20 protein-coding genes and 1 riboswitch are annotated in these 26,200 nt (G+C 73.5%); of the genes, 7 read left to right on the top strand and 13 right to left on the bottom strand.

Features of this window, described 5'->3' with window-relative positions:
- Positions 1 to 273 precede the first annotated feature (273 nt).
- On the bottom strand, positions 274 to 687 hold the full coding sequence (locus tag AB0H53_RS16190; RefSeq protein ID WP_362112626.1) for a cobalamin B12-binding domain-containing protein: 414 nt from the start codon (positions 685 to 687) through the stop codon (positions 274 to 276).
- Between the two features lie 305 nt (positions 688 to 992).
- Here AB0H53_RS16190 and AB0H53_RS16185 point away from each other — a divergent pair, with 305 nt between their 5' ends.
- Together AB0H53_RS16185 and AB0H53_RS16180 are read left to right on the top strand one after the other, a co-directional pair.
- The gene (locus AB0H53_RS16185) at positions 993 to 1,883 is read left to right on the top strand and encodes an alpha/beta fold hydrolase (protein ID WP_362112623.1); all 891 of its coding nucleotides are present in this window, start codon (positions 993 to 995) and stop codon (positions 1,881 to 1,883) included.
- Between the two features lie 227 nt (positions 1,884 to 2,110).
- On the top strand, positions 2,111 to 3,535 hold the full coding sequence (locus AB0H53_RS16180; RefSeq protein WP_362112620.1) for a M23 family metallopeptidase: 1,425 nt from the start codon (positions 2,111 to 2,113) through the stop codon (positions 3,533 to 3,535).
- Positions 3,536 to 3,733: 198 nt separating this feature from the next.
- Here the strand turns inward: AB0H53_RS16180 and pcrA are convergent, their stop codons facing one another.
- Positions 3,734 to 6,196, bottom strand: a complete 2,463-nt coding sequence (pcrA, locus tag AB0H53_RS16175) for a DNA helicase PcrA (protein WP_362112618.1) — start codon at positions 6,194 to 6,196, stop codon at positions 3,734 to 3,736.
- Positions 6,197 to 6,394: 198 nt separating this feature from the next.
- A riboswitch (cyclic di-AMP (ydaO/yuaA leader) is annotated at positions 6,395 to 6,565 on the top strand.
- Here pcrA and AB0H53_RS16170 point away from each other — a divergent pair.
- Positions 6,564 to 7,775: a C40 family peptidase gene (locus tag AB0H53_RS16170; RefSeq protein ID WP_362112615.1), complete on the top strand. Its 1,212-nt coding sequence runs from the start codon at positions 6,564 to 6,566 to the stop codon at positions 7,773 to 7,775. (Overlaps the previous riboswitch by 2 nt.)
- Before the next feature lie 20 nt (positions 7,776 to 7,795).
- On the opposite strand, the gene AB0H53_RS16165 is transcribed toward AB0H53_RS16170, so the two are convergent.
- From AB0H53_RS16165 to AB0H53_RS16150, 4 genes are all read right to left on the bottom strand, one after another.
- Positions 7,796 to 8,149: a hypothetical protein gene (locus AB0H53_RS16165; RefSeq protein WP_362112612.1), complete on the bottom strand. Its 354-nt coding sequence runs from the start codon at positions 8,147 to 8,149 to the stop codon at positions 7,796 to 7,798.
- 60 nt (positions 8,150 to 8,209) lie between these two features.
- A complete protein-coding gene (locus AB0H53_RS16160) occupies positions 8,210 to 9,313 on the bottom strand; it encodes an alpha/beta hydrolase-fold protein (protein WP_362112609.1) in 1,104 nt (367 codons plus the stop codon).
- A gap of 77 nt (positions 9,314 to 9,390) precedes the next feature.
- Entirely contained in the window at positions 9,391 to 10,074 is a 684-nt protein-coding gene (locus tag AB0H53_RS16155; RefSeq protein ID WP_362112606.1) for a response regulator transcription factor, read from the bottom strand.
- Positions 10,071 to 11,348 carry a PspC domain-containing protein gene (locus tag AB0H53_RS16150; RefSeq protein ID WP_362112604.1) on the bottom strand — a complete coding sequence of 426 codons (1,278 nt, stop codon included), beginning with the start codon at positions 11,346 to 11,348 and terminating at the stop codon, positions 10,071 to 10,073. The genes AB0H53_RS16155 and AB0H53_RS16150 overlap by 4 nt, the downstream gene beginning before the upstream one ends.
- Positions 11,349 to 11,511: 163 nt before the next feature.
- On the opposite strand from AB0H53_RS16150, the gene AB0H53_RS16145 reads away from it, so the two are divergent.
- Both AB0H53_RS16145 and AB0H53_RS16140 read left to right on the top strand, forming a co-directional pair.
- Positions 11,512 to 12,867: a PspC domain-containing protein gene (locus tag AB0H53_RS16145; protein ID WP_362112601.1), complete on the top strand. Its 1,356-nt coding sequence runs from the start codon at positions 11,512 to 11,514 to the stop codon at positions 12,865 to 12,867.
- A complete protein-coding gene (locus AB0H53_RS16140) occupies positions 12,854 to 13,117 on the top strand; it encodes a hypothetical protein (protein WP_362112598.1) in 264 nt (87 codons plus the stop codon). The genes AB0H53_RS16145 and AB0H53_RS16140 overlap by 14 nt, the downstream gene beginning before the upstream one ends.
- Here AB0H53_RS16140 and AB0H53_RS16135 read toward each other — a convergent pair.
- Positions 13,024 to 13,542 (bottom strand): DoxX family protein, encoded by a 519-nt coding sequence (locus AB0H53_RS16135; RefSeq protein WP_362112595.1) that lies wholly within the window; start codon positions 13,540 to 13,542, stop codon positions 13,024 to 13,026. The genes AB0H53_RS16140 and AB0H53_RS16135 overlap by 94 nt on opposite strands.
- 306 nt (positions 13,543 to 13,848) lie before the next feature.
- Between AB0H53_RS16135 and AB0H53_RS16130 the strand changes: the two genes are divergently transcribed.
- Positions 13,849 to 14,301, top strand: coding sequence for a cupin domain-containing protein (locus tag AB0H53_RS16130; protein ID WP_362112592.1), 453 nt, complete (start codon positions 13,849 to 13,851; stop codon positions 14,299 to 14,301).
- 33 nt (positions 14,302 to 14,334) lie between these two features.
- On the opposite strand, the gene guaA is transcribed toward AB0H53_RS16130, so the two are convergent.
- Positions 14,335 to 15,918 carry a glutamine-hydrolyzing GMP synthase gene (gene guaA, locus AB0H53_RS16125; protein WP_362112589.1) on the bottom strand — a complete coding sequence of 528 codons (1,584 nt, stop codon included), beginning with the start codon at positions 15,916 to 15,918 and terminating at the stop codon, positions 14,335 to 14,337.
- Positions 15,919 to 16,227: 309 nt separating this feature from the next.
- Here guaA and AB0H53_RS16120 point away from each other — a divergent pair, with 309 nt between their 5' ends.
- On the top strand, positions 16,228 to 16,521 hold the full coding sequence (locus AB0H53_RS16120) for a chorismate mutase (RefSeq protein WP_362112586.1): 294 nt from the start codon (positions 16,228 to 16,230) through the stop codon (positions 16,519 to 16,521).
- 782 nt (positions 16,522 to 17,303) lie between these two features.
- Here AB0H53_RS16120 and AB0H53_RS16115 read toward each other — a convergent pair.
- The 5 genes from AB0H53_RS16115 to AB0H53_RS16095 all read right to left on the bottom strand — a co-directional run bounded on the left by AB0H53_RS16115 (position 17,304) and on the right by AB0H53_RS16095 (position 26,200).
- Complete coding sequence (locus tag AB0H53_RS16115) at positions 17,304 to 19,115, bottom strand: GMC family oxidoreductase (RefSeq protein ID WP_362112583.1); 1,812 nt, start codon at positions 19,113 to 19,115, stop codon at positions 17,304 to 17,306.
- A 54-nt stretch (positions 19,116 to 19,169) separates the two neighbouring features.
- Positions 19,170 to 20,846 (bottom strand): succinic semialdehyde dehydrogenase, encoded by a 1,677-nt coding sequence (locus AB0H53_RS16110; RefSeq protein ID WP_362112580.1) that lies wholly within the window; start codon positions 20,844 to 20,846, stop codon positions 19,170 to 19,172.
- A gap of 131 nt (positions 20,847 to 20,977) precedes the next feature.
- Positions 20,978 to 22,645, bottom strand: a complete 1,668-nt coding sequence (locus AB0H53_RS16105) for a serine/threonine-protein kinase (RefSeq protein ID WP_362112577.1) — start codon at positions 22,643 to 22,645, stop codon at positions 20,978 to 20,980.
- Between the two features lie 45 nt (positions 22,646 to 22,690).
- Positions 22,691 to 24,313 (bottom strand): serine/threonine-protein kinase, encoded by a 1,623-nt coding sequence (locus AB0H53_RS16100; protein WP_362112574.1) that lies wholly within the window; start codon positions 24,311 to 24,313, stop codon positions 22,691 to 22,693.
- Positions 24,314 to 24,514: 201 nt separating this feature from the next.
- On the bottom strand, positions 24,515 to 26,200 hold the full coding sequence (locus AB0H53_RS16095) for a protein kinase (protein ID WP_362112571.1): 1,686 nt from the start codon (positions 26,198 to 26,200) through the stop codon (positions 24,515 to 24,517).

Here is a 26,200-nt window from a genome sequence, read left to right as displayed (position 1 = left end):
CGGAAGCGGCGCCCACACCCGCAGGCACGCTTGGTCCGGCAGAGACGCCCGGCGCCTCGACGACGCCCGGTCCCGCAAGGACGCTCCCTCCTGGAGCGGCGCTCGTCCGGCAGGCATGCCAGGGCCGGCGGGGATGCCGGGTCCCGCGGGGACGCGCGCCCCGCAGCCGCACCCAGCGCCTCAGGGACGCCCGCCCCGCAGGCGCACCCAGCGCCTCAGGCACGCCCAGCGCCGCGGCCGCACTCCGTCCGGCGGGGCGTCCGGAGCAGCGGGCTAGGCGCCGGCGGACTGGCGGACGTTCGCGTTGACCCAGTCCACGATCGACGCCGTCGTCGCGCCCGGCGTGAAGATCTCCGCCACGCCCTTCTCCTTCAGCGGCGCGATGTCCGCGTCCGGGATGATGCCGCCGCCGAAGACCTTGATGTCCTCCGCGTCGCGCTCCCTCAGCAGGTCCAGGACCTTCGCGAACAGCGTGTTGTGCGCGCCGGAGAGGATCGAGAGCCCGATCGCGTCCGCGTCCTCCTGGATCGCCGTGTCCACGATCTGTTCCGGCGTCTGGTGGAGGCCGGTGTAGATGACCTCCATACCCGCGTCACGCAGCGCTCGCGCGATCACCTTCGCCCCGCGATCGTGGCCGTCGAGACCCGGCTTGGCCACCACCACGCGGATCGGACCGGTCACACCCATCAGTGCCTCCACATGCGTCCCCCGTACCTGTTTGCCCGGGGAGGTGAACGAACGTTATCGACAGCATCCCGCAACCAGCCGTTTCGCGGTGGCCAGCGAGGGGGAAATCACACGTGGGACATATCCGCTGAGCGTCGTCCCCCGGATCAGGGGCCACTTGGTCCCCGGAGGCGATCGCAAAGGGGAGCCGAACGAGGTCGTCGTATCACCGCGCCGCCAGCCGCGCGGGACGGTGGTACGGCCTCATCCCCACCCCTCGATACGGCGCCCCATGAGGGCATACGGGGGGCAGAGCCGCCCCCCGTATGCCGTTCGGAGGTACCGGGGTGCTGACCTTCAGCTCGCTCTCGCCGCTCCTCCCGCTCCGGTTGCCGCTGCCGCTGCCCCTCCCGTTGCTGAAGGCCACCGCTCTTGAGCTGGCGATCCTCGCCGGTCACCTGGTCCTCTACCCCACCGGCATCGTCCAGGAGCGCCGGGGCGCCGTGCCGGCGCAGCTCACCGACGCCGACACGGGCACGCCCGCCGGGACCCTCACCAGGCCCCCCGTCCCCACCGACCTGAGCCACCCGCCCGTCGTCCTGCTGCACGGCTTCGGCGACAACCGCTCGGTGTTCGTCCTGCTGCGCCGCTCCCTCGCCCGGAACGGGCACCACCACCTGGAATCGCTCAACTACTCCCCGCTCACCTGTGACGTCAGAACCGCCGCCGAGCTGCTCGGCCGCCATGTGGAGGAGATCTGCGCGCGCACCGGGCACCGCGAGGTCGACATCGTCGGACACAGTCTCGGCGGCCTGATCGGGCGCTACTACGCACAGCGACTGGGCGGTGACCGAAGGGTGCGGGTCCTGGTGACGCTCGGCACCCCGCACGCGGGCACCAGTTTCGCGCCGTTCGCCGGCGCCCATCCGCTGGTACGGCAGATGCGGCCCGGCTCCAGCCTGCTGAGGGAGCTGGGCGAACCAGCGCCGCAGTGCCGTACCCGCTTCGTCAGCTTCTGGAGCGACCTGGACCAGTTGATGGTCCCGGTCGAGACGGCCCGGCTCGACCACCCCGACCTCACGGTGGAGAACGTACGGGTCAGCGGGATCGGCCATCTGGCCCTGCCGGTCCATCCCGCGATCGCCTCCGCCATCCGTCAGGCGCTCGCACCCCGGGACACCCCCTCAGGAACGACCGGTTCCGCGTCCGTGGCGTGACGTTCACCCACAAGGACTCGAACAACTCTCGAACGTAGAGCCAAGGCTCGGCACACACTTCGGCGAAAGACGGCCGAATGCCCGTTTCAGGCAGAGCCAAACCTCGCGGAAGATTGTCGGTTGCGCGTACCGCCGGGTACAGTCGCGCCCACTGCTTTCCCCCTCTGGGGCTCCCTTCCGGGGCCGGCCCCGGAACTGGTCCTGCTGCCGAGGCGAGAGAGAAGTTGGTGAACGACCAGCACCCCCACGCCGGGTACGTCGGAGACGACGCCTACAGCACGGGCAGTTTCGACACCGGCAGCCTCGACACCGGCACCTTCGCGACAGACCCCCTCTTCGGCGCCCTTCCCGGCGGTTACCAGACCGGTTACCCGGCCGGGTCCGGGTACGACGCGAGCCACGGGACCGGCCGGCCGGGGGACGCCACCGACCACGGCGGCCAGTACGCCACCACGCAGCAGTGGGACACCGGATACGTCGAGTACTCCGAGTACACCGGCCAGTGGGACGCCACCGCCTGGAGCGAGGCCCAGGCCGACGTGCGGGCCGACGCCCAGCACCGGGCCGAAGGGCAGGCTCGGACCACCGGGTACGGCACCACCGGCGAGTGGGCCACGTCCGCGTTCGACACCGGTGCCCATGACGCCACCGCCTGGCACTACGCGCCCACCGAGACGTTCACCGTCCCGGAGCAGTACGACTACCCGGCTTCCGGGCACCAATTCCCCGACCCGCACGCCGAGTCGCATCCGGCCGGAGCCGACGGCGAACCCGAGGGAGCCGACGCCGAGGCCGCGTTCACGGAAACCGCGGTCGCACCGGTCGTGTCCGACGAGGAGGCCGGTGCCGGGCACGAGGCGGCGCCCGCCGCCCGCGCCAACCGCCGCGCCGGCGGCAGCCGGGGCCGTCGCCGTACCCCCGCCAAGCGTTCCGCGCTGCTCACCGTGGCCGTGCCGTCGGCCTGCGTCATGGGCGTCGCCGGTATCGCCGCCGCGTCCGTCAGCGGTCTCACCGACGGTGCCGCCGGGCAGAAGGACGACGGCAAGGCGGTCACCGCCGCCGATACGGCCAGCGTTGTGCAGCCGGTCGTCGCCAACAGCGCCCTGGACACCCAGCTCGCGGCGCTCAGCGCCGACGCCCGCGACTTCGGCGACCGGGCCAGCCGCACCCAGGAGCGCATCGACCTGAAGGCGCGCCAGGAGGCGGAGCGCAAGAAGCGTGAGGAAGAGGCCGCGCGCCGGGAGGCGATGCGCCCCAAGTTCATGCTTCCCGTCAAGCTCCACCAGCTCAGCGCGTACTACGGGCAGGCGGGCGTCAACTGGATGTCCCTGCACACCGGCATCGACTTCCCGGTCCAGTACGGCACGCCCGTGATGGCCGCGACCGACGGCACCGTACGCACCCAGTGGAACAGCGCCTACGGGAACATGGCGATCGTGACCGCCAAGGACGGCACCGAGACCTGGTACTGCCACCTGAGCAGCACCAAGATCCGCTCCGGCGAGGTCAAGGCCGGTGATGTGATCGCCTACTCCGGCAACTCGGGCAACTCCACCGGACCGCACCTGCACTTCGAGGTACGGCCCGGCGGCGGCGCGGCGATCGACCCGCTGCCGTGGCTGCGCAGCCACGGTGTGGACCCCACGGGCTGACACACCCACGGGCCACGCCCCAGTGCGCTGCTACCCCATGGGCTGACACCGCTCCAGGACCGCACCCCGCGGGCCGGCGGAGCCACCACCGGCCGCCCCATGGCGGGGAGGCTCACGGGCGGGCAGGCTCACGGGCAGGGGCCCGCGGGTGGTGGACCCACGGGCCGGACGCCGCCGCTACCGCTTCCGTCTCTCTCGCTACAGCTTCTCGACCGGCGCGTACCGCAGCAGCAGGCGCTTCGGCTTCTCGTCCCCGAAGTCGATGGTGGCCTGCGCGTCCGCGCCGTGCCCCGTCACCGCCATCACGGTGCCCAGGCCGAACTGGTCGTGCGTCACCCGGTCCCCGACCGCCAGCGAGATCACCGGCTTGTCCGTGGTGCGCCGGGTGGCGAAGCCCGAGGGGCCGGACCGCGACCGGGAGGACGACAGCGACGACGAGAGCGAGGTCGCGATCCCGGACGTCGGGCCGGCCGGCGCGGCCATCCGGCCCGTCCGCTTCCACTCCACGTACGAGGCGGGGATCTCCTCCAGGAAGCGGGAGGGCGGGTTGTACGAGGGCTGTCCCCAGGCGCTGCGCATGGACGACCTGGTCAGGTAGAGCCGCTCCCGGGCGCGCGTGATGCCGACGTACGCCAGGCGCCGCTCCTCCTCCAGCTCCTTGGTCTGGCCCAGGGCGCGCATGTGCGGGAAGACACCGTCCTCCAAGCCCGTCAGGAACACCACCGGGAACTCCAGGCCCTTGGCGGTGTGCAGGGTCATCAGCGTGATGACACCGGAGCCTTCCTCGTCCTCGTCGGGAATCTGGTCGGAGTCGGCGACCAGGGCGACCTGCTCCAGGAACTCGGCCAGGGTGCCCGAGCCCTCCTCCTCCGCCCGCCCCTGCTCGAACTCCAGCGCCACGGCGGCCAGTTCCTGGAGGTTCTCGATACGGGTCTCGTCCTGCGGGTCGGTCGACGCCTGGAGCTCGGCGAGGTATCCGGTGCGCTCCAGCACCGCTTCCAGGACCACCGCCGGACCCGCGCCCGAGTCGACGACGGTGCGCAGCTCCTCCATCAGCGCGTTGAACCGCTTCACGGCGTTGGCGGAGCGCGCCGCCATGCCGTACGCCTCGTCGACGCGCCGCAGCGCCTGCGGGAAGGTGATCCTCTCGCGCAGCGAGAGGGCGTCGATCATCGCTTCGGCGCGGTCGCCGATACCGCGCTTGGGCACGTTCAGGATCCGGCGCAGCGGGACGGTGTCCTCGGGGTTGGCCAACACGCGCAGGTACGCCAGGACGTCGCGGACCTCCTTGCGCTCGTAGAAGCGCACGCCGCCGACGACCTTGTACGGCAGGCCGACCCGGATGAAGATCTCCTCGAAGACCCGGGACTGGGCGTTGGTCCGGTAGAAGACGGCGACGTCGCCGGCCTTCGCCTCGCCCGCGTCCGTCAGCCGGTCGATCTCGTCCGCGACGAACTGCGCCTCGTCGTGCTCGGTGTCCGCCACGTACCCGGTGATGCGGGCGCCCTCGCCGGCGTTGGTCCACAGGTTCTTGGGGCGGCGGCTCTCGTTGCGCTCGATCACCGCGTTGGCGGCGGACAGGATCGTCTGCGTGGAGCGGTAGTTCTGCTCCAGCAGGATCGTCGTCGCGTTCGGGTAGTCCTCCTCGAACTGGAGGATGTTGCGGATGGTCGCGCCGCGGAACGCGTAGATCGACTGGTCGGCGTCACCGACGACGCACAGCTCGGCGGGGTCCAGGTCCTCGTACCCGGTGCCGACCAGCTCGCGGACGAGGGTGTACTGGGCGTGGTTGGTGTCCTGGTACTCGTCGACCATGACGTGGCGGAAGCGGCGCCGGTAGTGCTCGGCGACGTCCGGGAACGCCTGGAGCAGGTGCACCGTGGTCATGATGATGTCGTCGAAGTCCAGGGCGTTGGCCTCGCGGAGCCGCGCCTGGTACATCCGGTACGCCTCGGCGAGCGTCTTCTCGAAGCCGTCGGCGGCCTGGTCGGCGAAGGCCTCCTCGTCGATCAGCTCGTTCTTGAGGTTGGAGATCTTGGCGCTGAAGGACTTCGGCGGGAACTTCTTGGGGTCGAGGTCCAAGTCCCGGCAGACCAGCGCCATCAGACGCTTGGAGTCGGCGGCGTCGTAGATCGAGAACGACGAGGTGAAGCCGAGCTTCTTCGACTCGCGGCGCAGGATGCGGACGCACGCGCTGTGGAAGGTCATGACCCACATGGCGTTGGCGCGCGGGCCGACGAGCTGCTCGACCCGCTCCTTCATCTCACCGGCGGCCTTGTTGGTGAAGGTGATCGCCAGTATCTGGCCGGGGTGCACATGGCGGGTGGCCAGCAGGTGGGCGATGCGGTGGGTCAGCACCCGGGTCTTGCCGGACCCGGCTCCGGCCACGATGAGCAGGGGTGAGCCGGTGTGCACGACGGCGGCGCGCTGCTGCTCGTTCAGCCCCTCCAGCAGCGCGGCGGGGTCCACGACGGGACGCGGGGCGCCGTCGCGGTAGTAGGAGTCCCTGGCCGGGGGCACGTCGAAGCGGTCCCCGAAGAGGTCGTGCGGGACCTCCTCCGCGGCCGGGGCGTGTCCCTCGGAGTCCTCGGGGGGCGGGGGCTCCTCTCCGGTGTGGTTCCGGAGGCCCGCCAGGAAGCTGTCGTCAAAGAGGCTGCTCATCGCCTATCGAGTCTAGGCCGCCCCACTGACACCCGTGGCCGTTCCGTCGTCGTCACGGTGTGCTACCGCACAACGACATCACGCCAAGGTCACGGAAATGTATCCGGCATATCGAACATCGTCCTTCACAGCACCGCCACAGTTTGGCTAGCGTCTCGTCCAGGCGGCTCGTACCCTCTTCGGTGAACCACGCCGAGCGGGCCGTCCACGCCGAATCCGGCTTCCCAGCAGGGAAGTTCGGAACCGGGGACCCACACACGCACGACCGGGGTGAATCGGCCGGCACGCAGCAGCGACGGCCGTAGGGCGACTTCTTCCGTTCCGCCCGAACCCGACAGCTAACCCGGTAGGCGGTCCACGGAAGGAGATGCCGGCCTTGGCGTCGCATCGCAAGCCGCGCACGCGCACCACCCTGCGTAACCACGCCCCCGCCGTCGGGGTCACGACGGCAGCCATAGCCTCGGTCACCCTGCTGTCCTCGCAGAGCGCGTCCGCCATGTCCGTCACGCCCGCCGAGGCCGGCGACATCGAGGGCGGGCCGACGGCCGACGAGGTACGGAAGAAGGTCGAGGACCTCTACCGGCAGGCCGGAACGGGCGGGACGCGGCCGTACGACGCGGCCGGGCCGGCCCCCGACCGGCAGCGGCGCGCGGCCGGAGCCCCGACCGGCGCGCCGACCACGGCGCTGCGCCTCACCGGCGTCCCCCGGTCCTCCACCGGGCGGGCACCCGCGCCGGTACTGGTTCCGGCCCCGGTCGCCCCGGCGCAGCCTCCCGCGCCGGTACCGGCGCAGGCCCCCCTACTGGCCCAGGCCCCGGCCCTGGTCGCCCCGGTCGCCCCGGTCGCCCCGGTCGCCCCGGTCGCCCCGGTCGCCCCGGCGCAGCCTCCCGCGCCGGTACCGGCGCTTCGGGCGGTGCCCGCGACGGTGTCCGCCCGGCCGGACGCAGCGGTCGCGGGCACGGAGGCGCTCACCACCTCACCGGCCTCCCTGCGGGTGACCAAGCGGACCGCGCAGCACAAGCTGGCCGAGGCCCGCGCGCTGCTGTCACGGCTGGCCGCCGAGGAGCTCGCCCGCCCGGCCCGGCCGGAGCGAGGACCGGCGCGAGGCGCCCGCCACCGGGACGCGACGCGGGCCGCCGGCCAGGCCCACCGGCACCAGGAGCCGGAACACCCCGGCGAGGACCGCGCCCGGCCGGCCGGGGCCGCCACGCCCGACAAGCCCGCCGGGGTCGCCAAGGCCGACAAGGTCATCGCCTTCGCCCGCGCCCAGATCGGCAAGCCGTACGTCTCGGGCGCGACCGGCCCGAGTTCGTACGACTCCGCCGGGCTGACCCAGGCGGCCTGGAAAGCGGCGGGCGTCGACCTGCCCCGCACCGCCTGGGAGCAGGCGCGGGTCGGCACGCGCGTGGACACGGAGGATCTGCGCCCCGGGGACCTGGTGTTCTTCTACGACGACATCCGTCACGTCGGCATCTACCTCGGTGACGGGATGATGATCCACGCCCCGGCGCCGGGCGCCAATGTCCGTGAGGAGTCGATCTACTACATGCCCGTCCACGGCAGCGTGCGCCCCGCCTGAGCGACGCGCCGGTGCGGGTGTCAGGTCCAGAGCGTCGCGATGAGGATGTTCACCACGGTCAGGCCGCCGACCGCGCCGAAGGCGCCCTTGTCCACCGTCTCCTCGTCCCGCTTCACATACACCAGGGCCAGGATCACGACCAGCAGGGCGAGCTTCACGCCGATCTTGACGTTGTTCACGGTCTGGCCGTCGGCCTGGTTGAGGCCGACCAGGGCGATCCCCGTGACCAGCATGGTGAGGGCGCCGTGCAGCATCGCGGGGACGAAGCGTGCCGTACCCGCGCCCATCGCCTTCATCTGGGTGAGGAAGCCGCCCAGCAGGGAGGCGATACCGATGATGTGCAGGGCGACGAAGACATTGATGAGTACGTCCATGGGCCGGAGCCTAACCGGGGCGGGTCCGCCCGCCCTCGGCCAGGTCCGGCCGGTTGCCGGTTACGGCTTCACGTACCGGGTCAGCCAGCGGAAGACGTCCGGGACCTGCCGCTTCCAGACGCCCGTGTCGTGCGCGCCGGCCACCTCGACCACCTTCACCGTCGTCGGGGCCTGGGCGTAGCCGCGCAGGGCCAGGCCCGACTGGAGGCCGTCGCCGTTGGCGCCCGAGAGGTACAGGGCGGTGCGCGGCGGCTCCGGGGCGGACTTGAGGATCTCCAGCGGGTTGTTGGCGCGGCGCAGCTCCGGGTCCCGCCCGGCCAGTGACGCCTTCTCGGCGGCCGGGTCGTTGTAGCCGGACAGGCTCACTCCGGCGCGGTAGCGGTCGGGGTGGGCGAGCGCGAGTTTGGCGGCGCAGTGGCCGCCGGCCGAGTAGCCGGCCACGGCCCAGCCGTCGGCCCTGCCGGAGGCCCGGAAGGTGTCGATGACCATCTTGCGGACGTCGACGCTCAGCCAGGTGTCCGCGTTGATCCGGCCCGGGATGTTGGCGCAGCCGTGGTCGGCGTCGATCAGCGTGGTGCGCGGGGCGACGATGATGAAGGGGGCGATCTCGCCGCTCTCCATCATCGGCCGCAGCTGCTGCTGCGCCTTGAGGGTGCCGAACCAGGCCTTGGGGGAACCGGGGTAGCCGGGGAAGACCTCGACGACCGGGAACTTCTTGTCCCGGTAGGCGGGGTCGTCGTACTGCGGCGGCAGCCAGACGTAGACCTCGGCGCTGACGCCGGAGACCCGTCCGGCGAACCTGGTGACCTGGACCCCGGGGCCCAGGATCGGGTCCTCGGCCGGCTGGAACTTCTGCCGGGCCTTCGGCAGCTCGGCCAGCCGCACCCCGCCCATGCCGTCGCGGCCCAGGTCGGGTGCGGTGTCGACGTGGTCGGTGGTGCCCAGCAGGTCGCCCCAGCTGTCGTAGAGGGCGTTGCTGTTGTTGACCATCACGAAGACCAGGAGCAGCGCGGTGGCCTGGGCGAACCCCAGCATCAGCAGCCGTACGGCGCCGCGCACCAGGGCCGGTCCGCGCACCCGGCTCCACAGCGCGAGGGGCAGCAGGACGGCAACCACGGCCAGCGCGATCGCCGTCACGAAGAAGGGGGTACCCGTCAGACTCATCACGGAAGGTCAGAGCGTTCCACGCTCGAAGAGGTTGCAGGTCATGTGTACCGGTTGCATCATGGCCCGGGGAGGCGCTAGACGAGGCGACGGGCGGTCGCCCACCGGGTCAGTTCGTGCCGGTTGGAGAGCTGGAGCTTGCGCAGCACCGCCGAGACGTGCGACTCGACCGTCTTCACCGAGATGAAGAGCTGCTTGGCGATCTCCTTGTACGCGTATCCGCGTGCGATCAGCCGCAGCACCTCGCGCTCGCGCTGGGTGAGCCGGTCCAGGTCCTCGTCGACCGGCGGCGCGTCGGTCGACGCGAACGCGTCCAGCACGAATCCGGCCAGCCGGGGGGAGAAGACGGCGTCGCCGTCCTGGACCCGGAAGACCGAGTCGACCAGGTCCTTCCCCGTGATCGTCTTGGTGACGTAGCCACGGGCGCCGCCCCGGATGACGCCGATGACGTCCTCGGCGGCGTCCGACACCGAAAGGGCCAGGAACCGAACCGGGTTGCGGGCCGCGCCCATCAGCGGCGCGCAGCGGCGCAGCACCTCCACCCCGCCGCCGCCCGGCAGATGGACGTCGAGGAGCACCACCTCGGGACGGGTGGCGGTGATCACGGTCACGGCCTGGTCGACGTCGGCGGCCTCCCCCACCACTTCCACGCCGGTCTCCTCGGTGCGGCCGATCTCGGCCTGCACACCGGTGCGGAACATCCGGTGGTCGTCGACGAGCACCACCCGCACGTGACGCGGTTCCGTGCTTTCCTCGGTCATCCGTCCGCCCTCTCCATCTCCAGCTCCACTTCGGTGCCTTCCCCGGGCACCGACCGCAGCCGCGCGGTGCCTCCGTTGCGCTGCATCCGGCCGATGATCGATTCTCTGACGCCCATCCGGTCGGCCGGTACGGAGTCGAGGTCGAAGCCCGGCCCCCGGTCCCGTACGGAGACGAAGACCGTACGCCCCTCGACCTCCGCGTACACCTGGACGGCCCCGCCCCCGCCACCGTACTTGGCGGCGTTGACCATCGCCTCACGCGCTGCCTGTGACTGGGCGGCCAGCTTCTCGTCGAGCGGGCAGTCGCCGACCACGACCACCTCCAGGGGGACGCCGTGCTCGTCCTCGACCTCGGCGGCGGCCCGCTTGACGGCCTCGGCCAGGGTGCCGGGCTCCTCGTCCTCCTCCCCCGCCCTGCCCATGCCGTCCGGCTTGTACAGCCAGTCGCGCAGCTCCCGCTCCTGGGCACGGGCCAGGCGGCGCACCTCGCCCGGGTCCTCGGCGTTGCGCTGGATCAGGGTGAGGGTGTGCAGGACGGAGTCGTGGACGTGGGCGGCGACCTCGGCACGCTCCTGGGCGCGGATGCGCATGGTCCGCTCCTCGGAGAGGTCCTGCGTCATGCGCACCAGCCAGGGCCCCGCGAGCAGCGCCATCCCGGCGAGGACGGCCACGGCCGCGGTCAGCGCGGTGCCGAGCTGGGCGGCGGAGCCGCGCACCACCATGAAGACGGTCAGGCCCATCCCGACCAGGGCGACCCCGGCCAGTCCCCGGGCCAGCTGGAACAGCCGCTTGCGGCGGCCGTACTCGGTCCAGCGGGCGCGGCGGGCGTTGTCCACCTGCCGCCAGACCAGGACCACTCCCAGGCCGACCAGCAGGGTGGGCCAGACGTACTGGTTGCCGTCGCCGGCCACGTTGACGTTGCTGACGAAGGCCACGCCGCCGACCAGCAGGGCGATCAGGGCGGTGGTCTGGACCTTGTCCGGTCTGCGCAGCCGGCGCCGGCCGTCGGGCGCGGTCGCGAAGAGGGAGGACCGGTGGGCCCGGCCGCCGACGCCCAGCGGGACGACGATCCAGAAGAGGGCGTACAGCAGGACGCCGTACCCGTCGGCCAGGAACAGGGCCAGGAAGACCAGCCGGACCCAGATGACGGGCAGCCCCAGGTGGCCGGCGAGGCCGCGCGCCACACCGCCCAGCATCCGCCCGTCGGCGCTGCGGTAGAGCTTGCGCACGGGGGGCTGCGGGTCGGTCTCGGGCGGGCGGGTCACGGCGGGCATGGACCGATCGTCACACGCCGGGGCGGGTCGGTCATCAGGGTCGGCCCCCATTCCGACCCTGACGAGGGGGCCCGGCCACCGGGCGGGCCGCCGGGGAGATATCAGGGACGGGCCAGGGTCGGCCCCGGTGCCGCCGGGCCGCCCCGCCCGCCACCATGGACGTATGACCAGCACGACGTCCGTCCCGCCGGAGACCGAGCCGACGCGTCCGCCGCCGCGCCGCACGCCGGGGCGGAAAGGGGTGGCTGGGGTGTGCGGCGGGCTCGGCCGGTACTGCGGCCTCGACCCGGTGATCTTCCGGATCGGCGTCGCGGTGCTCGCGCTGACCGGCGGCATGGGGCTGATTCTCTACGGCTTCGCCTGGCTGGCGATACCGGCGGAGGGCGAGGACGAGAACGAGGCACGACGGCTGCTGTCCGGCCGGGTCGCGGGGGCCTCGCTCACGGCGGTGCTGACCGCGCTCGCCGGGTGCGGGCTGTTCCTGTCCACCATGGCCACCAGCGGCACGGTGTCCTTCTCGCTGCTGCTGGTCATCGCGGTGGGCGGCGCGGCCGTCTGGTCGCGGCGCCGGCGGCTGGCCGTCGAGGCGGAGGCCCCGCTGGACCCGGCGACGGCGCACGCGGTGGCGGAGGCCCCGCCCGAGACGAAGGCCCCGCCGCCCCCCGACGCCCCGTCCTGGTGGCGCGACCCGATCGTGAAGGACGGTACGACGGGACCGGTGGCGCTCGGTTACCTGTGGGGGCCGCCGGACATGTCACCCGCCGACCCGCCGCCGGGCGATCCGCCGGCCCGTGACGTACCGGCCGGGGCCGGGCCGGCGGGCGGTGCCCCCGCCGGCGGCCGGTGGCCGCCCCGCCCGGCCGCCGGGGCCGTGCCCGCCTCGCGCGGCCCGCGCTCCATCGGCGGCCCGGTGCTGCTGCTGGCGCTGCTGGCGGGCGGGGCCGGTACGGCCGCCCGGTGGGGCGAGCAGCCGCTCGGTACCTGCCTGCAGTTGGGTCTCGCGTGCGCGCTGACGGTGTTCGCGCTCGGCCTGGTGGTCAGTTCGTTCCTGGGCCGCACCGGCTTCGGCACGGTGTTCATGACAGTGGTCACCGCCCTGCTGCTGGCGGGCGCTTCGCTGGTGCCGAAGCAGATCGACACGGACTGGGCGCGGACGCAGTGGCGGCCGGCGAGCGTGGCGGAGGTGCGCCCCCGCTACGAGCTGGACACCAGCGTCGGCACCCTGGACCTGTCGGCCGTGGCCGTGCCCGCCGGGCGGACGGTGCGGGTCGCCGCCGAGGTCGGCGCCGGACAGTTGCGGATCGTCGTACCCCGGGACGTGACCGTCGAGGTGCGCGCCCAGGTGGGGCTGGGTGACCTGCGGCTGCCGTCGGACCCGGCGCGCGACATCGACATCGCGCCGGACCGGGAGGTGACCCGGACGATCCCGCCGCCCGGCGGCTCGGCCCCGGCGGGCACCCTGGACCTGGTACTCAACGCGGCCGTCGGACAGGTGGAGGTCACCCGTGCTGCTTCATGAGTTCCGCCCCGGCCGGCTGGTGGCGGGCGCCACCGGCCTGGCCGTCGCCGCGCTGTACGGGGGCGACGCCGCCGGCTCCTGGCACACCCCCTGGTACGCCGTGGTGCCCCTGCTGTCGGGCGGCCTGCTCCTCGCGGCCACCGCGACCTGGGCGCACTACCGCGTCCGACGCCGCCGCGCGGCCAGGGCCGCGTCGAGTGAGAGCACCGGGGCCCCGGCCAGCACCAGCGGCAGCCACGCCATCAGGTAGGCGAGGTCGTTGCCGTAGTAGTACGGGTCGGAGGCCCAGCTGACGGTCAGCCACAGGCTCAGCGAGATCAGCGCCCCGCCGGCCGCCGCGAGCCGCGCGAACAGCCCGACCAGGGTCCCCACCCCGACGGCCAGCTCACCGAGGGCCATCGCGTACCCGAAGCCCTCCGGGCCGCGCAGCGCCAGGTCGACCAGCCAGGGCCACGCGGAGGTGTCCCGGACGGCCCGCATGGTGTCCCCGACCGATCCGGCGCCCGAAGCGGCCGGGAACCTCCCGTCGGTGAGCTTGTCGAGGCCGGCGTAGACGAAGGTGACGCCGAGGAAGACGCGCAGCGGCAGCAGGGCGTACCGGGAGGCACCGGCCCGCCACCCGCGCGGCTGGTCGTACCTCGGCGTCGTCCCCGCCGTCCGGTAGGTGTGCGTCATTCCGGTCCGCCTCTCCACGCAGTCGCCCCGGGTCCGATTGTCCCGGGCCTCCACGTCCATGGATACGCGGCGTACCCGGCCACCGCTCACACCGGCGGCCCGCCTCCCTCCCGGGTGCGAGGTGCCCGGCGGCGCGAGGTCCGAGCGCGGGTGCGCCGGCGCATCCACACGGCCCGGCCCGTGCCCGCTTTTCACCGGTGCCGGCGTGTGCTCCCGGTGCCGGCAGGGCACGCCCCTCAACGCGAGCGGCGCGAGCGCCGCCGGGCCCGGCGAGTGGCCGGGGGGCCGGCCGGGGAGGATGCGGCCATGACGGACACCTCACCTCTCGTCGCGCTGCTCGGCCTCCAGCCCCATGTGGAGGGCGGCTGGTTCAGGGAGACCTGGCGGACGGCCGGTTCCACCACCCCGGAGGGCTACCCCGGGCCGCGCGCCCACGCGACGGGCATCCACTTCCTGCTCCACCCCGGCGAGCGCTCCCGGTGGCACCGGGTGCGCTCCGACGAGCTGTGGCTGTGGCACCGCGGTGGGCCACTGCGGCTGACCCTGGGCGGCACCGGCGACGCCCCCTCGGGCGAGGGGGAGCCCCTGGTGCTCGGCCCCTCGGTCGAGACCGGCGAGCAGCCGCAGCTCCTGGTCCCGGCCGGCTGCTGGCAGTCCGCCGAGCCGGCGGGCGACGAGGCGGTCCTGGTGAGCTGCGTCGTCGCGCCGGGCTTCCACTACGACGACTTCACGCTCGAAGCCGCCGCCCACGAGGAGTGAGCGACGGCTCCGGGAGGGGGTGACCTGGTGGGGTCACTCCCACTCGATGGTGCCCGGCGGCTTGCTCGTCACATCGAGCACCACGCGGTTGACGTCCTTCACCTCGTTGGTGATCCGCGTCGAGATCTTCGCCAGCACGTCGTACGGCATCCGCGTCCAGTCCGCCGTCATGGCGTCCTCGGACGAGACCGGCCGCAGCACGATCGGGTGGCCGTAGGTGCGCCCGTCGCCCTGCACGCCCACCGAGCGGACATCGGCGAGCAGGACCACCGGGCACTGCCAGATCTCGGTGTCCAGGCCGGCCGCCGTGAGCTCCTCACGGGCGATGGCGTCGGCCTCGCGCAGCAGGTCCAGGCGCTCGGGGGTGACCTCGCCGACGATCCGGATGCCCAGGCCGGGGCCGGGGAACGGCTGGCGCTGGACGATCTCGTCCGGCAGGCCGAGCTCCTGGCCGACCATCCGGACCTCGTCCTTGAACAGCTTGCGCAGCGGCTCGATCAGCTTGAACTCGAGGTCCTCGGGCAGGCCGCCCACATTGTGGTGCGACTTGATGTTGGCGGTGCCGGTGCCGCCGCCGGACTCGACCACGTCCGGGTAGAGGGTGCCCTGCACCAGGAACTCCACCGGCTGGTCGTCGGGGGCCTCGGCGACGATCTCGGCCTGGGCCTGCTCGAAGACCCGGATGAACTCCCGGCCGATGATCTTGCGCTTCTCCTCGGGGTCGGAGACCCCGGCGAGCGCCGCCAGGAACCGCTCCTGCGCGTCGACGACCTTGAGCTGGACGCCGGTGGCGGCCACGAAGTCCTTCTCGACCTGCTCGGTCTCGCCCTTGCGCATCAGGCCGTGGTCGACGTACACGCACGTCAGCTGGGGCCCGATGGCCTTCTGGACGAGGGCCGCCGCCACCGCGGAGTCCACGCCGCCGGACAGCCCGCAGATGGCGCGCTTGTCACCGACCTGCGCGCGGATCGCCTCGATCTGCTCCTCGATGACATTGCCGGTGGTCCACACCGGCTCGATGCCCGCGCCCCGGTAGAGGAAGTGCTCCAGGATCTGCTGGCCGTGCGTGGAGTGCATCACCTCGGGGTGGTACTGCACGCCGTACAGCTTCTTCTCGTCGTTCTCGAAGGCGGCGACCGGCACGACGTCCGTGGAGGCGGTGACGGTGAACCCGTCGGGAGCGGCGGAGCAGGCGTCGCCGTGCGACATCCACACCGGCTGCTCGGCCGGGGTGCCCTCGAAGAGGGTGGAGCTGTTCCTGGTGACGCGCAGCGGCGTACGGCCGTACTCGCGGGCGCCGGTGTTGTCGACCTGCCCGCCCAGGGTCTTCGCCATGAGCTGGAAGCCGTAGCACATGCCGAAGACGGGGACGCCGGCCTCGAAGATCTCACGGTCGAGCTGGGGGGCGCCCTCCTCGTACACGGAGGACGGGCCGCCGGAGAGGATGATCGCCTTCGGGTTCTTGGCCAGCATCTCGGCCACCGGCATGGTGGACGGGACGATCTCGCTGTAGACCCGGGCCTCACGGACGCGGCGGGCGATGAGCTGGGCGTACTGCGCGCCGAAGTCGACGACGAGTACGGCGTCGGGCGCGGCAGCGGGATTCGCTGATGACACTACGGCGGCCTTCCGGCGGGATTGAGGGGTCTGTGTAGTCGATTCTACCGGCCGGGCGGGGGACACCCTTTGTCTCACCATCCGAACCGGGGCTCGACCCGGTGGGCGGATGGCCCATACTGGGCGCATGCGCAAGCTCCCGACCTTCGTCTTTACCTATGGCACCCGGCCCGTCCGGCTGCCGTGGTCGTGCTGCTTGAGCAACTGACGAGCGACTTCCCAGGCGCCCCGGGCCGACAAGGCCCGGGGCGCCTCGTCGTTCTCCGGGCCGGGTCACAGCCCCGGGGCCGGACGCAGAGGACCCCCGCCATGACCGCAGTGAACCTCGACACCGACAAGACCGGCGCCCGTACCGACGACGCCGCGCGCCTGGTCCGGGACGCCCGCGAGCGCATCGACGCGCTCGACGACCGGATCATCGGCCTCATCCAGGAGCGGATCGCCGTCTCGGCCGTCATCCAGGAGGCCCGTCTGACCTCGGGCGGGCGCCGGGTGCACCTCGCGCGCGAGATGGAGGTGCTCGGCCACTACCGCGAGGCGCTGGGCAAGCCCGGCACCTCGCTGGCGATGACGGTGCTGGAGCTGTGCCGGGGCCGGGTGTGAGGCGGCCGGCACGCCCCCGGTGACGGGTTGCCGGGCGGGCGTGCGCGGGGACGGCGCGGACCCCGGGCCGCGGCGATCGCCCGGTCGGCGAGGTCACCGCGGGTCGCCCGGTGGGCGAGTCGCAGCGGGTCGGGCGGTGGGCGAGGTCCGGCGGCGCGGGGCGCCCGGGACCGCGCCGGCCCGCGTGCGGGGCCGCTCTCACCCGTACGGCGCGTGCCCGCACCCGCGCGGGCCTCGTTGGTCCCGGTGTCCGTGCCAGCCAGGGGCGGGCCGAAGGAACCACGCGTGGCTCCGCCGGGGCGTGTGGCGTGCCGATGGCACGCCGTGGGACCTCGCCCCGGCGCGCGTGACCGGACGGCAGGGGACAGCAGCCCGGTCACCGAAAGAGCGGCCGGCTCCGGGGACGCCCGGGGCCGGCCGCGTCCGGTCCGACCTGACCCGCGCCCGGTCCGGCCTCTGACCCGCGTCCGGCGCGGCCGTCCAGCACCCCTCGGAGCACCACCCGGGGCGGTGTCCGGCCAGGCTCTCCCCGGCACGCCCGGGCGGCGGGATCGAGGGCCCCGCCAGGACCGGCGCGGGGCCCTCTGGTGCGGCATCGCCCGCCCGCACATGCCTGTGACGCGTGACACATGAGATTTCTGTCGATCGCCGGGCAACCAATTCACCGGTTTGTGGGTCATCCATGTGTCAACGCCCATGGGACAGGGGAAGGGCGCTGCACTCGGAGGGGGGTGCAGCGCCCTTCCCGTGCCGGGGTCACTTCTTCGGCCCCGGGGCCGGGGTCACTTCTTCGGCGGGACCGCCGGGATGCCCAGGAACGGCAGCCTCAGAGCGCCGAAGGCGTCCGCCGGTACCGCCGGGGCGACCGGGGCGACCGGGGCGAGGCGCTGGTAGGGCTCGCCCTGCGGCGGGCGGGGGTCCGCCTCCCCCTTGTTGGGCCAGAAGGACATGGCGCGTTCCGCCTGCGCGGTGATGGTGAGCGAGGGGTTCACGCCGAGGTTCGCCGAGACGGCGGCGCCGTCGACGACGGAGATGCCCGGGTGGCCGTGCAGGCGGTGGTACGGGTCGATGACACCGTCGTCCGGCGCGGCGCCGATGGGGCAGCCGCCCAGGAAGTGGGCGGTGAGCGGGGTGCCCACCAGTTCGCCGATGTTGGAGCCGGCGAAGCCGTTGATCTCCTCGGCGAGCAGCGAGGCGGCGCGGGTGCCCTCGGCGATCTGCTTGGGGTTGGGAGCGCCGTGGCCCTGGCGGGCGGTCAGGAGTCCCTTCCCGATGCCCTCGCGTTTGCGGTAGGTGGTCAGGGAGTTGTCCAGCGACTGCATGACCAGGCCGATGATGGTCCGCTCCGACCAGCGGCGGTTGGACAGCGAGCGCAGGGCCAGCAGGGGGTGCCGGGCGACGTTGCCGAGCCAGGCCCGTACCCGCTTCTCGGCGTAGGGCACCTGGAGGATGGACAAGGAGCCCATCGCGTTGGAGCCCCGGCCGTAGCGGACCGGTTCGATGTGCGTGTTCTCGTCGGGGTGGATGGACGAGGTGATCGCCACGCCCCGGGTGAAGTCGGCCCGGGCGGCGCCGTGCCGCCGGCGGTAGCGCCGGTCGGTGGTCTGGGAGCCCACCAGGGCCTCGGAGTTGGTGCGGGTGAGTTCACCCAGGCGGTCGGACAGGCGCGGCAGCAGCCCCTGGTCCTTCATGGTGTGCAGCAGGGTCTGGGTGCCGTAGGTGCCGGCCGCGACGACCACGTACCGGGCGCGCAGCGTCCGGGGGGCGGCCTTGCGGCGGCGGTGAGTGGGGACGGTGGTGACGCGGTGGCCGCCGTCCGGGTCCTCGGTGACGGCGGTGACCGTGGTCATGGGGTGGATGACCGCCCCGGCCCGCTCGGCGAGATGGAGGTAGTTCTCGGTGAGGTTGTTCTTGGCGCCGTGCCGGCAGCCGGTCATGCACTCGCCGCACTCGGTGCAGGCGCGGCGGGAGGGACCGGCGCCGCCGAAGTAGGGATCCGGGACCCTCTCGCCGGGTCGGGCCCTCGCCGTGCCGTCGGCGTCCTCGCCGTCACCGAAGAAGACGCCCACCGGCGCCAGGTGGAAGGTGTCGCCGACGCCCATCGCCCGCGCCGCCGCCTCGAGGTGGACGTCCGAGGGGGTCGTGGTGGGGTTGAGCCGCACTCCCAGCATCCGCCTGGCCTGGTCGTAGTACGGGGCGAGTTCGGCCTGCCAGTCGGTGATGGCGGCCCACTGCCGGTCCCGGAAGAACGGCTCGGGCGGTACGTAGAGGGTGTTGGCGTAGTTGAGGGAGCCGCCGCCGACTCCGGCGCCCGCGAGCACCATCACATTGCCGAGCAGGTGGACGCGCTGGAGCCCGTAGAGGCCGAGGGCCGGCGCCCACAGGTAGTTGCGCAGGTCCCAGGAGTTCCTGGGCAGGGTTTCGGGTGTGAAGCGGCGGCCCGCCTCCAGGACCCCGACCCGGTAGCCCTTCTCGGTCAGGCGCAGGGCCGCCACCGAGCCGCCGAAGCCGGAGCCGACCACGACGACGTCGTAGTCGTAGGCCGCTTCCGCCGGGGCGGCTTCCTGGTTCTGGGCAGGCGGGACCTGAGGCATGGGCACTCCTCGTACCGGAGAGGGCGGGAAGGGGCGGGTTGCGGGGACGCCCGGCTAGCGCAGGCGCAGGGCCTTCATCACCTTCAGGGAACGTGTCATGAACTCCGCGTACCTCTCGTCGTCCATGCCGAGGGACGGGGCGAGCGGGATCAGGCGCTGCTGGGCCACCGTCTGGGCCTCGGTGTACTTGAGGATGCCCTCGGAGCCGTGCCGCCGGCCGAGACCGGAGTCCTTCATCCCGCCCATCGGCGACTGGACGCTGCCGTAGGCGGGCGCGTACCCCTCGTTGATGTTGACGGTTCCGGTGCGCAGGCGGGCGGCGACGGCGTGGCCGCGGCGGCCGTCCCTGGTCCAGACACTGGCGTTGAGGCCGTACGGGGTGGCGTTGGCGCGCTCGACGGCCTCGTCCTCGTCGGTGAAGCGGTAGAGGGAGACGACGGGCCCGAAGGTCTCCTCGGTGCACACGGCCATCGGCTCCTCGACGCCTTCCAGGACGGTCGGTTCGTAGAACAGCGGGCCGATGTCGGGGCGGGCGGCACCGCCGGTGAGGAGGGTGGCGCCCTTGGCGACGGCCTCCTCGACGTGCCGGGTGACCGTCCGCAGCTGCCGTTCGCCGACCAGGGAGCCCATGTCGGCGCCGTACGCCAGGGAGTTGCCCAACCGCATGGCCCTGGTCCGGGCCACGAAGCGCTCGGTGAACGCGTCGGCGACGGACTCGTGGACGTACAGGCGCTCGATGGAGACGCAGAGCTGGCCGGCCGAGGAGAAGCAGGCCCGTACGGCGCCCGCGGCGGCCTTCTCCACATCGGCGTCGTGGAGGACCAGCATGGCGTTCTTGCCGCCCAGTTCGAGGGAGACGCCGACGAGCCGGTCGGCGGCGCCCCGGGCGACCTCGCGGCCGGTGCGGGTGGAACCGGTGAAGGAGACGTAGTCGGCGTGCCGGACGACCTCCGGACCGACGACCGGGCCCTCGCCGATGACGACCTGGAAGACCTCGGCCGGCAGGCCCGCCTCGATGAGCAGGTCCCGGGCCCACAGGGCGGTCAGCGCCGTCCCGGTGTCGGGCTTCATCACCACCGCGTTGCCGGCGACGAAGGCGGGCAGCGCGTCGCCGACGGACAGTTCCAGGGGGTAGTTCCAGGGCGCGATCTGCCCGACGACACCGCGCGGCTGGCGCAGTTCGGTGACCTTGGTGAGGGCCGGTACGACACCGGTGTGCCGCTTCGGCCGGAGGTAGGCGGCGGCGCGGCGCCCGTAGTGCCGGGCCGCGACGGCGACCGCCTGGACCTCCTCGTGGGCGTGCAGCCGGGCCTTGCCGGTCTCCAGCTGGATGAGGTCCAGGACCTCCCCCTGCCGCTGGAGGACCAGGTCGTGGAAGCGCAGCAGGACGGCGGCGCGGGCGCGCACCGGCGTCGCCGCCCAGACCGGCTGGGCGGCGCGGGCGCGCGCGAACGCCCCGGCGACGTCCTCGGGGGTGGACTCGGGCAGCTCGGCCAGCCGCTCACCGGTGAACGGGGTGTGGTTGGCGGTCCGGCCGGAGCCGATGACGCCCCGGGTGAGCTGGGCGACCACTTCGGGCGTGACCACGTCGGCGGCGGTGCGGGCACCGGCCGGGGCGGGGGCGACCGGGTTCCGGCCGGGAGCCGCGGCGCCGGCCGGTCGGCCCGCCGGGGCGGGGCCCGCCGGGGAGGAGTCCGTCGGGGCCGGGTCCGTCTGGGGCGTGTCCGTCATGGGGGCGAGGGTAAGCCCCGCGCGACCCTTTCGGTACCCGCCGGTAACAGCTTTTCACGGCCGCTCACACCGTGCCAGCGTTCGCTGGCACATAAGCGCTGATCAGCGCCTCGCCCGCCCGCGCCGGACGGTCACAGCCCCTGGAACCGCAGCCGCTGGACGACCTGGTCGTACAGCGCCTCGCCGTCGCGCGCGGCCCTGCCCTCGGCCGGCATGGACACCCGCAGCCGCCAGTAGACGTTCTTGTCCTTGACGATGTACCGCTCGTGCCAGCGGTGGCGCACCGGGTCGTCGCCGGACGCCCCGGGCGGGGTGAAGTCCACGATCACCTCGGAGGCGTTCCTGCCCTGGTGCTGGACGCTCCTGGTCTCGGTGTCCGCCGCCTTGATCTCGGTGCCGTACTTGCCGCCCGCGTCGTAGTGGGCGGCCCACTTGGCGGGGTCCGGCGCCAGGGCGTCCTCGTCCTCGGCCAGGTCGACGCGTTCCAGGTGGATGCCGAAGACACCGCTGGGGTCGTGGTAGGCGACGCTGGAGGCGTCGTCCCCCTCGACCCGCCGGTACTCCTTGGGCACCGCCACCTCCGCCGAGACGACCTCGTTCTCCGGCCGGACGATCCAGTCGGCGGGCAGCTCGTCGCCCGCGAAGGGGTCGGCGACGATCAGGACCAGGGCGAGCGCGGCGGCGAGCACCCCGACCAGCAGCCCGTACGCGGCCTTGCGGTTGCCCCGGAGGGCCGGCGGCACCCAGGCGCTCGCGGCGTCGCTCCCGGCGGCCCCGGTGTACGGCCCGGCGACGGCGGTCCGGCGGGGCGGCCGGGCCACCGCCTCCAGCACCGCGCGGACCTCGGCCGCGCCGGGCCGCGCCGAGGGGTCCTTGCGCAGCAGTTGCATCACGAGCGTGCCGAACGCGCCGGAGCCGCGCGCGGGCGTCTGGGGCTCGGCGGAGAGCACCGCCTGGAGGGTGGCGGGCGTGTTGGAGCGCCGGTACGGGGACATGCCCTCCACCGCCGCGTACAGCACCACGCCCAGCGACCACAGGTCCGACTCGGGGCCCGGCCGCTGCCCCAGCACCCGCTCCGGCGCGATGAACTCCGGTGACCCGACGAACGACCCGGTCTCGGTCAGCCCCTGCTCCCCCTCGACCTGCGCGATGCCGAAGTCGGTCAGGACGACCCGGTCGCCCCGGCCCAGCAGCACGTTGTCCGGCTTGACGTCCCGGTGCAGCACCCCCGCCCCGTGGGCGGCGTCCAGCGCGCCCAGCACGGCGAGCCCGACACGGGCGGCCTCACGGACGTCGAGCGTGCCCTCCTGGAGCCGGTCGGCGAGTGACTGGCCGCGCACCAGCTCCATCACGATCCACGGCCTGCCGTCCTCCACGACGACGTCGTGCACGGTCACCACGGCGGGGTGGTCGATCCGGGCGGCGGCGCGGGCCTCCCGCTGCATGCGCAGGTGGACGTTGGCGCGTTCCCGGTCGTCGACGTGGTCCGGCACCCGGGGCTCCTTGACGGCCACTTCACGGTCCACGACCTCGTCGTGGGCCCGCCACACGGTGCCCATGCCGCCGTGGCCGAGCCGGGCCACCAGCCGGTACCGGCCGCCGACGACCCGGCCGGCGCCGGACTCCGGCACCGGTGCGGCGGCCGGCGCGGGGGGTGCCGTACCGGCCGGCCGGGTGGGCGGGTGCGGCGTGCCCTGCGGCGGCACCTGGGCGGCGTACGGGTCGGTCCGCGGGGCCGGGGCGGGTGGCTGCAGGCTGTAGCTCGTGGGCTCGTCGGCTCGTCCCCCGTGGTTCGTCATGGCGCACATCCTGGCAGATCCACGGCGAGGCGGAACGGCCGGAAGTCAGCGCTCCACCACGAACGAGTCCAGCAGGGTGTCGAAGTGGCGCTTGACCTCGTCCCGCCTGGTCACCGGCCCCGAGACCCACACGTCGTACATCCGGCCGCTCTCGTCCCAGCACAGGTCGTACGTGCGCCGGGAGTCCTCCTGCGAGGAGAAGCCGTCCCAGACGAACTCCCAGAGCGCGGCGGGCAGCCCGTTGTGCGTGGTGGCGACGACCCTGGCGTCCCGGTAGCCCGGGTGGGTGCGCGGACCGTTGGCGTGGGCCAGGCGCATGGTGCCGAGCGGCCCGCTGGGGACGGGGGCCTGGGTCCGGACCCCGATACGGAACGCCTGATCAGGCGACGTGTAATAGACCCGCCGGTCGTCGGCGGAGCGTTCGTAGCCCTCGGGGACGGTCAGCGAGAAGCCCTGCGGGTCGAGGACGCTGCGGTACCCCTCGGGCACCGGGGCGGCGGTGCCGCCCTGGCCCGCCGGGCCCGCCGGGGGCGTGGCCGTCACCGTGGTCACGGTGGTCACCGGCGGGGGCGCCGCGGTCCGTCCACCGCCGCCCTCGCCCTCCCCGCGCAGCAGGAGCACACCGGCCGCGCCCGCCCCGGCGAGGGCGGCGAGCAGCGCGGTCGCCACCAGGGGCGTGGCGCCGCGGGCGCGGGACTGCGCGCCGGGGGGCGTGGTCAGGTGCGTGGCGGTGGGGTGCGCCCCGGCCGGGTGGGTGCCGACGGGGTGCGTCCCGGTGGGGTGCGAGGCGTACCCCGGGTAGCCGGGCCGTGGGCCGGTGCGCGGGTCGCGCGGCGGGGCGGGGGTGTGGCGCCTGCCGCCCCACCGGGAGAGCGGCGGCCGGGGCCGCGGCGGCTGCGCGGGCGGGTCCAGCGGGACGTACTCCGGGGTGGTGCCCGTCTCCAGGTACGCCCTCAGCAGCCGCTCCGCCTCGACGGCGCCGATCCGGCACCGCGGGTCGCGCTCCAGCAGCCCCCGTACGGCGGGCAGGATCGGCCCGGCCGCCAGGGGCGGGCGCACCTCCTCCTCCACCACCGCGTGCAGCACCCCGCCCAGGGAGTCGCGGTGGAACGGCGACTGGCCCGTCAGCGCGGCGCACAGCAGCGCCCCCAGCGACCACAGGTCGGTCTCCGGGCCGGCCTGCGCGCCCTGCATGCGCTCCGGCGCGGTGTACTCCGGCGAGCCGACGAAGGTCCCGGCGTCGGTGATGGTGGTCGACCCGGCGAGCTGGGCGATGCCGAAGTCGGTCAGGACGACGCGCCCGGTCGCCTCCTCCACCAGGACGTTGGCGGGCTTGAGGTCCCGGTGCAGCACCCCCAGGGCGTGCGCGGCGCGCAACGCGCTGAGCAGCGCCAGCCCGATCCGCGCCGCCTCGGGTGCGGAGACCGGCCCGCGCACCGCCATCCGCTGGGCGAGCGAGACGCCGTCGACGAGCTCCATGACGATGTACGGGACGCCCTCTTCGAGGACCACGTCGTGCACCACGATGACGTGCGGGTTGCGTACCCGGGCGACCGCGCGGGCCTCCCGCAGTACCGAGTGCGGGGCCGTGCCCGCGTCCACGTGGAGCTCCTTGACGGCCACCCGCCGGCCCAGCAGTTCGTCGTACGCCCGCCAGACGGTGCCCATGCCGCCCCGGCCGAGCCGCGAGTCCAGCCGGTAACGCCCGGCGACCCGCCGCCGCTCTCCCCCCGCCGCCCGGTCGGCCGGTCCCGCCGGTCCGCCGGGCTCCTCCGGTCCCGTGGACCCTTCCGGCCGGTCAGGACCGTCCGGTCCCCCTGATCCCCGCGGTCCGAAGGACACGGCACATCCCCTCTGCTCGCGCCGAGGTCACTCCTCGGCGGGACGCCAGCCGCGCAGCACGATGTCGAACTGCTCCCTGGTGGTCGGCCAGTCGGCGTCGGGAGACGACATGTACAGCGCGTACTCGGTTCCGTCGTCCGTGTAATACACCTGGTCGATCGCGTGCCGCTTCTCGGGGTGGTTCTTCTCCTCGACCCAGGTGAACTCCCACAGACAGGATTCCAGTTGATCACGGAACGTGTTCGCCCGCAGCTGCTTCCGCGCATACTGCGGCAATCGTTTCTTCAGATTCTCCTCCACATCGAGCATGTGGAGCCGGGGGTTCTCGAAGTCGGGTGAGGCATCGACGCTGATCCGGAGGCGGTGGCGGCCACCGTCCGGGGTGTAGTCGATCTGACCCTCGTTCACCTGGCGCCGCCAGCCGTCGGGTACGACAAGGCTGAAACCCGCCGGGTCGGTGACCCTCCGCCAGCCCTCCGGGGGTTCCGACACGGCCGGGAGCCCGGTGCCGGTGTCGAGCGTCACGTCGCCCCGGGCCCGGGTGGAGCCGTCGTTCCCGTACCGCATCACCGCGAAGCCGGCCGCGCCGCCCACCACGGCGGCCAGCACCACCACCAGCACGGCCGCGCGCCAGCGCCGGGCGGGCGGGCGGACACCGTCGCCGGCCGGGGGCGAGCCCTCCGGCCCGGCACCGGACCGGGGCTGCGGCTGCCGGTGGACCGGATGGGGCCGCTGTTCCGCCCCGGGGTCCGGCCCGGGGCGGGACGCCGAGGACCCGGAGCCCTCGCCGTCCGGGACCCGCACCGTGGCGGCCGTCAGCTCCTCCCGCGACACCCGCTGCGTCGGTACGTAGGCGTGGGCGGCGGCCGGCGCGCGGCCCTCCATCGCGTCCAGCAGCATGCGTTCGGCCTCGGCCGCGCCGGGCCGCCCGGCCGGGTCCTTGCGCAGCAGCGCGGTGATCACGTGGGCCAGTGCCCCGGCGTGCTCGGCGGGCGGCGGCTCCTCGGTCACCACGGCCTGCATGGTGCTGATGGGCGAGGTACGGCGGAACGGGGAACTGCCCTCCACCGCCGCGTACAGCGTGACGCCCAGCGACCACAGGTCGGAGGCGGGCCCCGGGTCGCCGCCCCGGACCCGCTCGGGTGCCAGATAGTCGATGGAGCCGACCAGTTCCCCGGTGCGGGTGATGGTGGAGTCGCCCTCGATGGCGGCGATCCCGAAGTCGGTGAGCAGGACCCGGCCGTCCCTGGCCAGCAGCACGTTGCCGGGCTTCACGTCCCGGTGCAGGACCCCGGCGGCGTGCGCGGCGCGCAGCGCGCCGAGCACGTGCAGGCCGATACGGGCCACCTCACGCGCCTCGACACGGCCCTCGTCGGCCTCCTTGGCCGCGTCGGCGAGGGAGGGCCCGTCGACGTACTGCATGACGATCCAGGGGCGTTCGTCGTGTTCCAGCACATCATGGACGGTGACGACACCGGGGTGGGTGATCCGGGCGGCGGCCCGCGCCTCCTTCTGCGTACGGGCGTGCAGAACGGCCCGGTCGGCCTCGGAGACGTACTTCCCCGCCGTCAGTTCCTTGACGGCCACGGTCCGGTGCAGCACCTCGTCGTGGGCGCGCCAGACCTTGCCCATACCGCCTCGGCCGATGCTCTCGCCCAGCCGGTAGCGCCCGGCCAGTACCAGACCCGCGCCCGTGTCCTGAGATTGTTCCAC

Source organism: Streptomyces sp. NPDC050856 (genome assembly GCF_040653855.1).
Classification (GTDB): Bacteria; Actinomycetota; Actinomycetes; order Streptomycetales; family Streptomycetaceae; genus Streptomyces.
This window is presented reverse-complemented; position numbering and strand designations above follow the sequence as displayed.

Excerpts from the sequence above, each read along its gene's own strand:
- AB0H53_RS16190 (WP_362112626.1), bottom strand. The coding sequence starts at position 687 with ATGGGTGTGACCGGTCCGATCCGCGTGGTGGTGGCCAAGCCGGGTCTC.
- AB0H53_RS16185 (WP_362112623.1), top strand. The coding sequence starts at position 993 with ATGCCGTTCGGAGGTACCGGGGTGCTGACCTTCAGCTCGCTCTCGCCG.
- pcrA (WP_362112618.1), bottom strand. The coding sequence starts at position 6,196 with ATGAGCAGCCTCTTTGACGACAGCTTCCTGGCGGGCCTCCGGAACCAC.
- AB0H53_RS16170 (WP_362112615.1), top strand. The coding sequence starts at position 6,564 with ATGCCGGCCTTGGCGTCGCATCGCAAGCCGCGCACGCGCACCACCCTG.
- AB0H53_RS16165 (WP_362112612.1), bottom strand. The coding sequence starts at position 8,149 with ATGGACGTACTCATCAATGTCTTCGTCGCCCTGCACATCATCGGTATC.
- AB0H53_RS16160 (WP_362112609.1), bottom strand. The coding sequence starts at position 9,313 with ATGAGTCTGACGGGTACCCCCTTCTTCGTGACGGCGATCGCGCTGGCC.
- AB0H53_RS16155 (WP_362112606.1), bottom strand. The coding sequence starts at position 10,074 with ATGACCGAGGAAAGCACGGAACCGCGTCACGTGCGGGTGGTGCTCGTC.
- AB0H53_RS16150 (WP_362112604.1), bottom strand. The coding sequence starts at position 11,348 with ATGCCCGCCGTGACCCGCCCGCCCGAGACCGACCCGCAGCCCCCCGTG.
- AB0H53_RS16145 (WP_362112601.1), top strand. The coding sequence starts at position 11,512 with ATGACCAGCACGACGTCCGTCCCGCCGGAGACCGAGCCGACGCGTCCG.
- AB0H53_RS16135 (WP_362112595.1), bottom strand. The coding sequence starts at position 13,542 with ATGACGCACACCTACCGGACGGCGGGGACGACGCCGAGGTACGACCAG.
- AB0H53_RS16130 (WP_362112592.1), top strand. The coding sequence starts at position 13,849 with ATGACGGACACCTCACCTCTCGTCGCGCTGCTCGGCCTCCAGCCCCAT.
- AB0H53_RS16120 (WP_362112586.1), top strand. The coding sequence starts at position 16,228 with ATGACCGCAGTGAACCTCGACACCGACAAGACCGGCGCCCGTACCGAC.
- AB0H53_RS16115 (WP_362112583.1), bottom strand. The coding sequence starts at position 19,115 with ATGCCTCAGGTCCCGCCTGCCCAGAACCAGGAAGCCGCCCCGGCGGAA.
- AB0H53_RS16110 (WP_362112580.1), bottom strand. The coding sequence starts at position 20,846 with ATGACGGACACGCCCCAGACGGACCCGGCCCCGACGGACTCCTCCCCG.
- AB0H53_RS16105 (WP_362112577.1), bottom strand. The coding sequence starts at position 22,645 with ATGACGAACCACGGGGGACGAGCCGACGAGCCCACGAGCTACAGCCTG.
- AB0H53_RS16100 (WP_362112574.1), bottom strand. The coding sequence starts at position 24,313 with ATGGGCACCGTCTGGCGGGCGTACGACGAACTGCTGGGCCGGCGGGTG.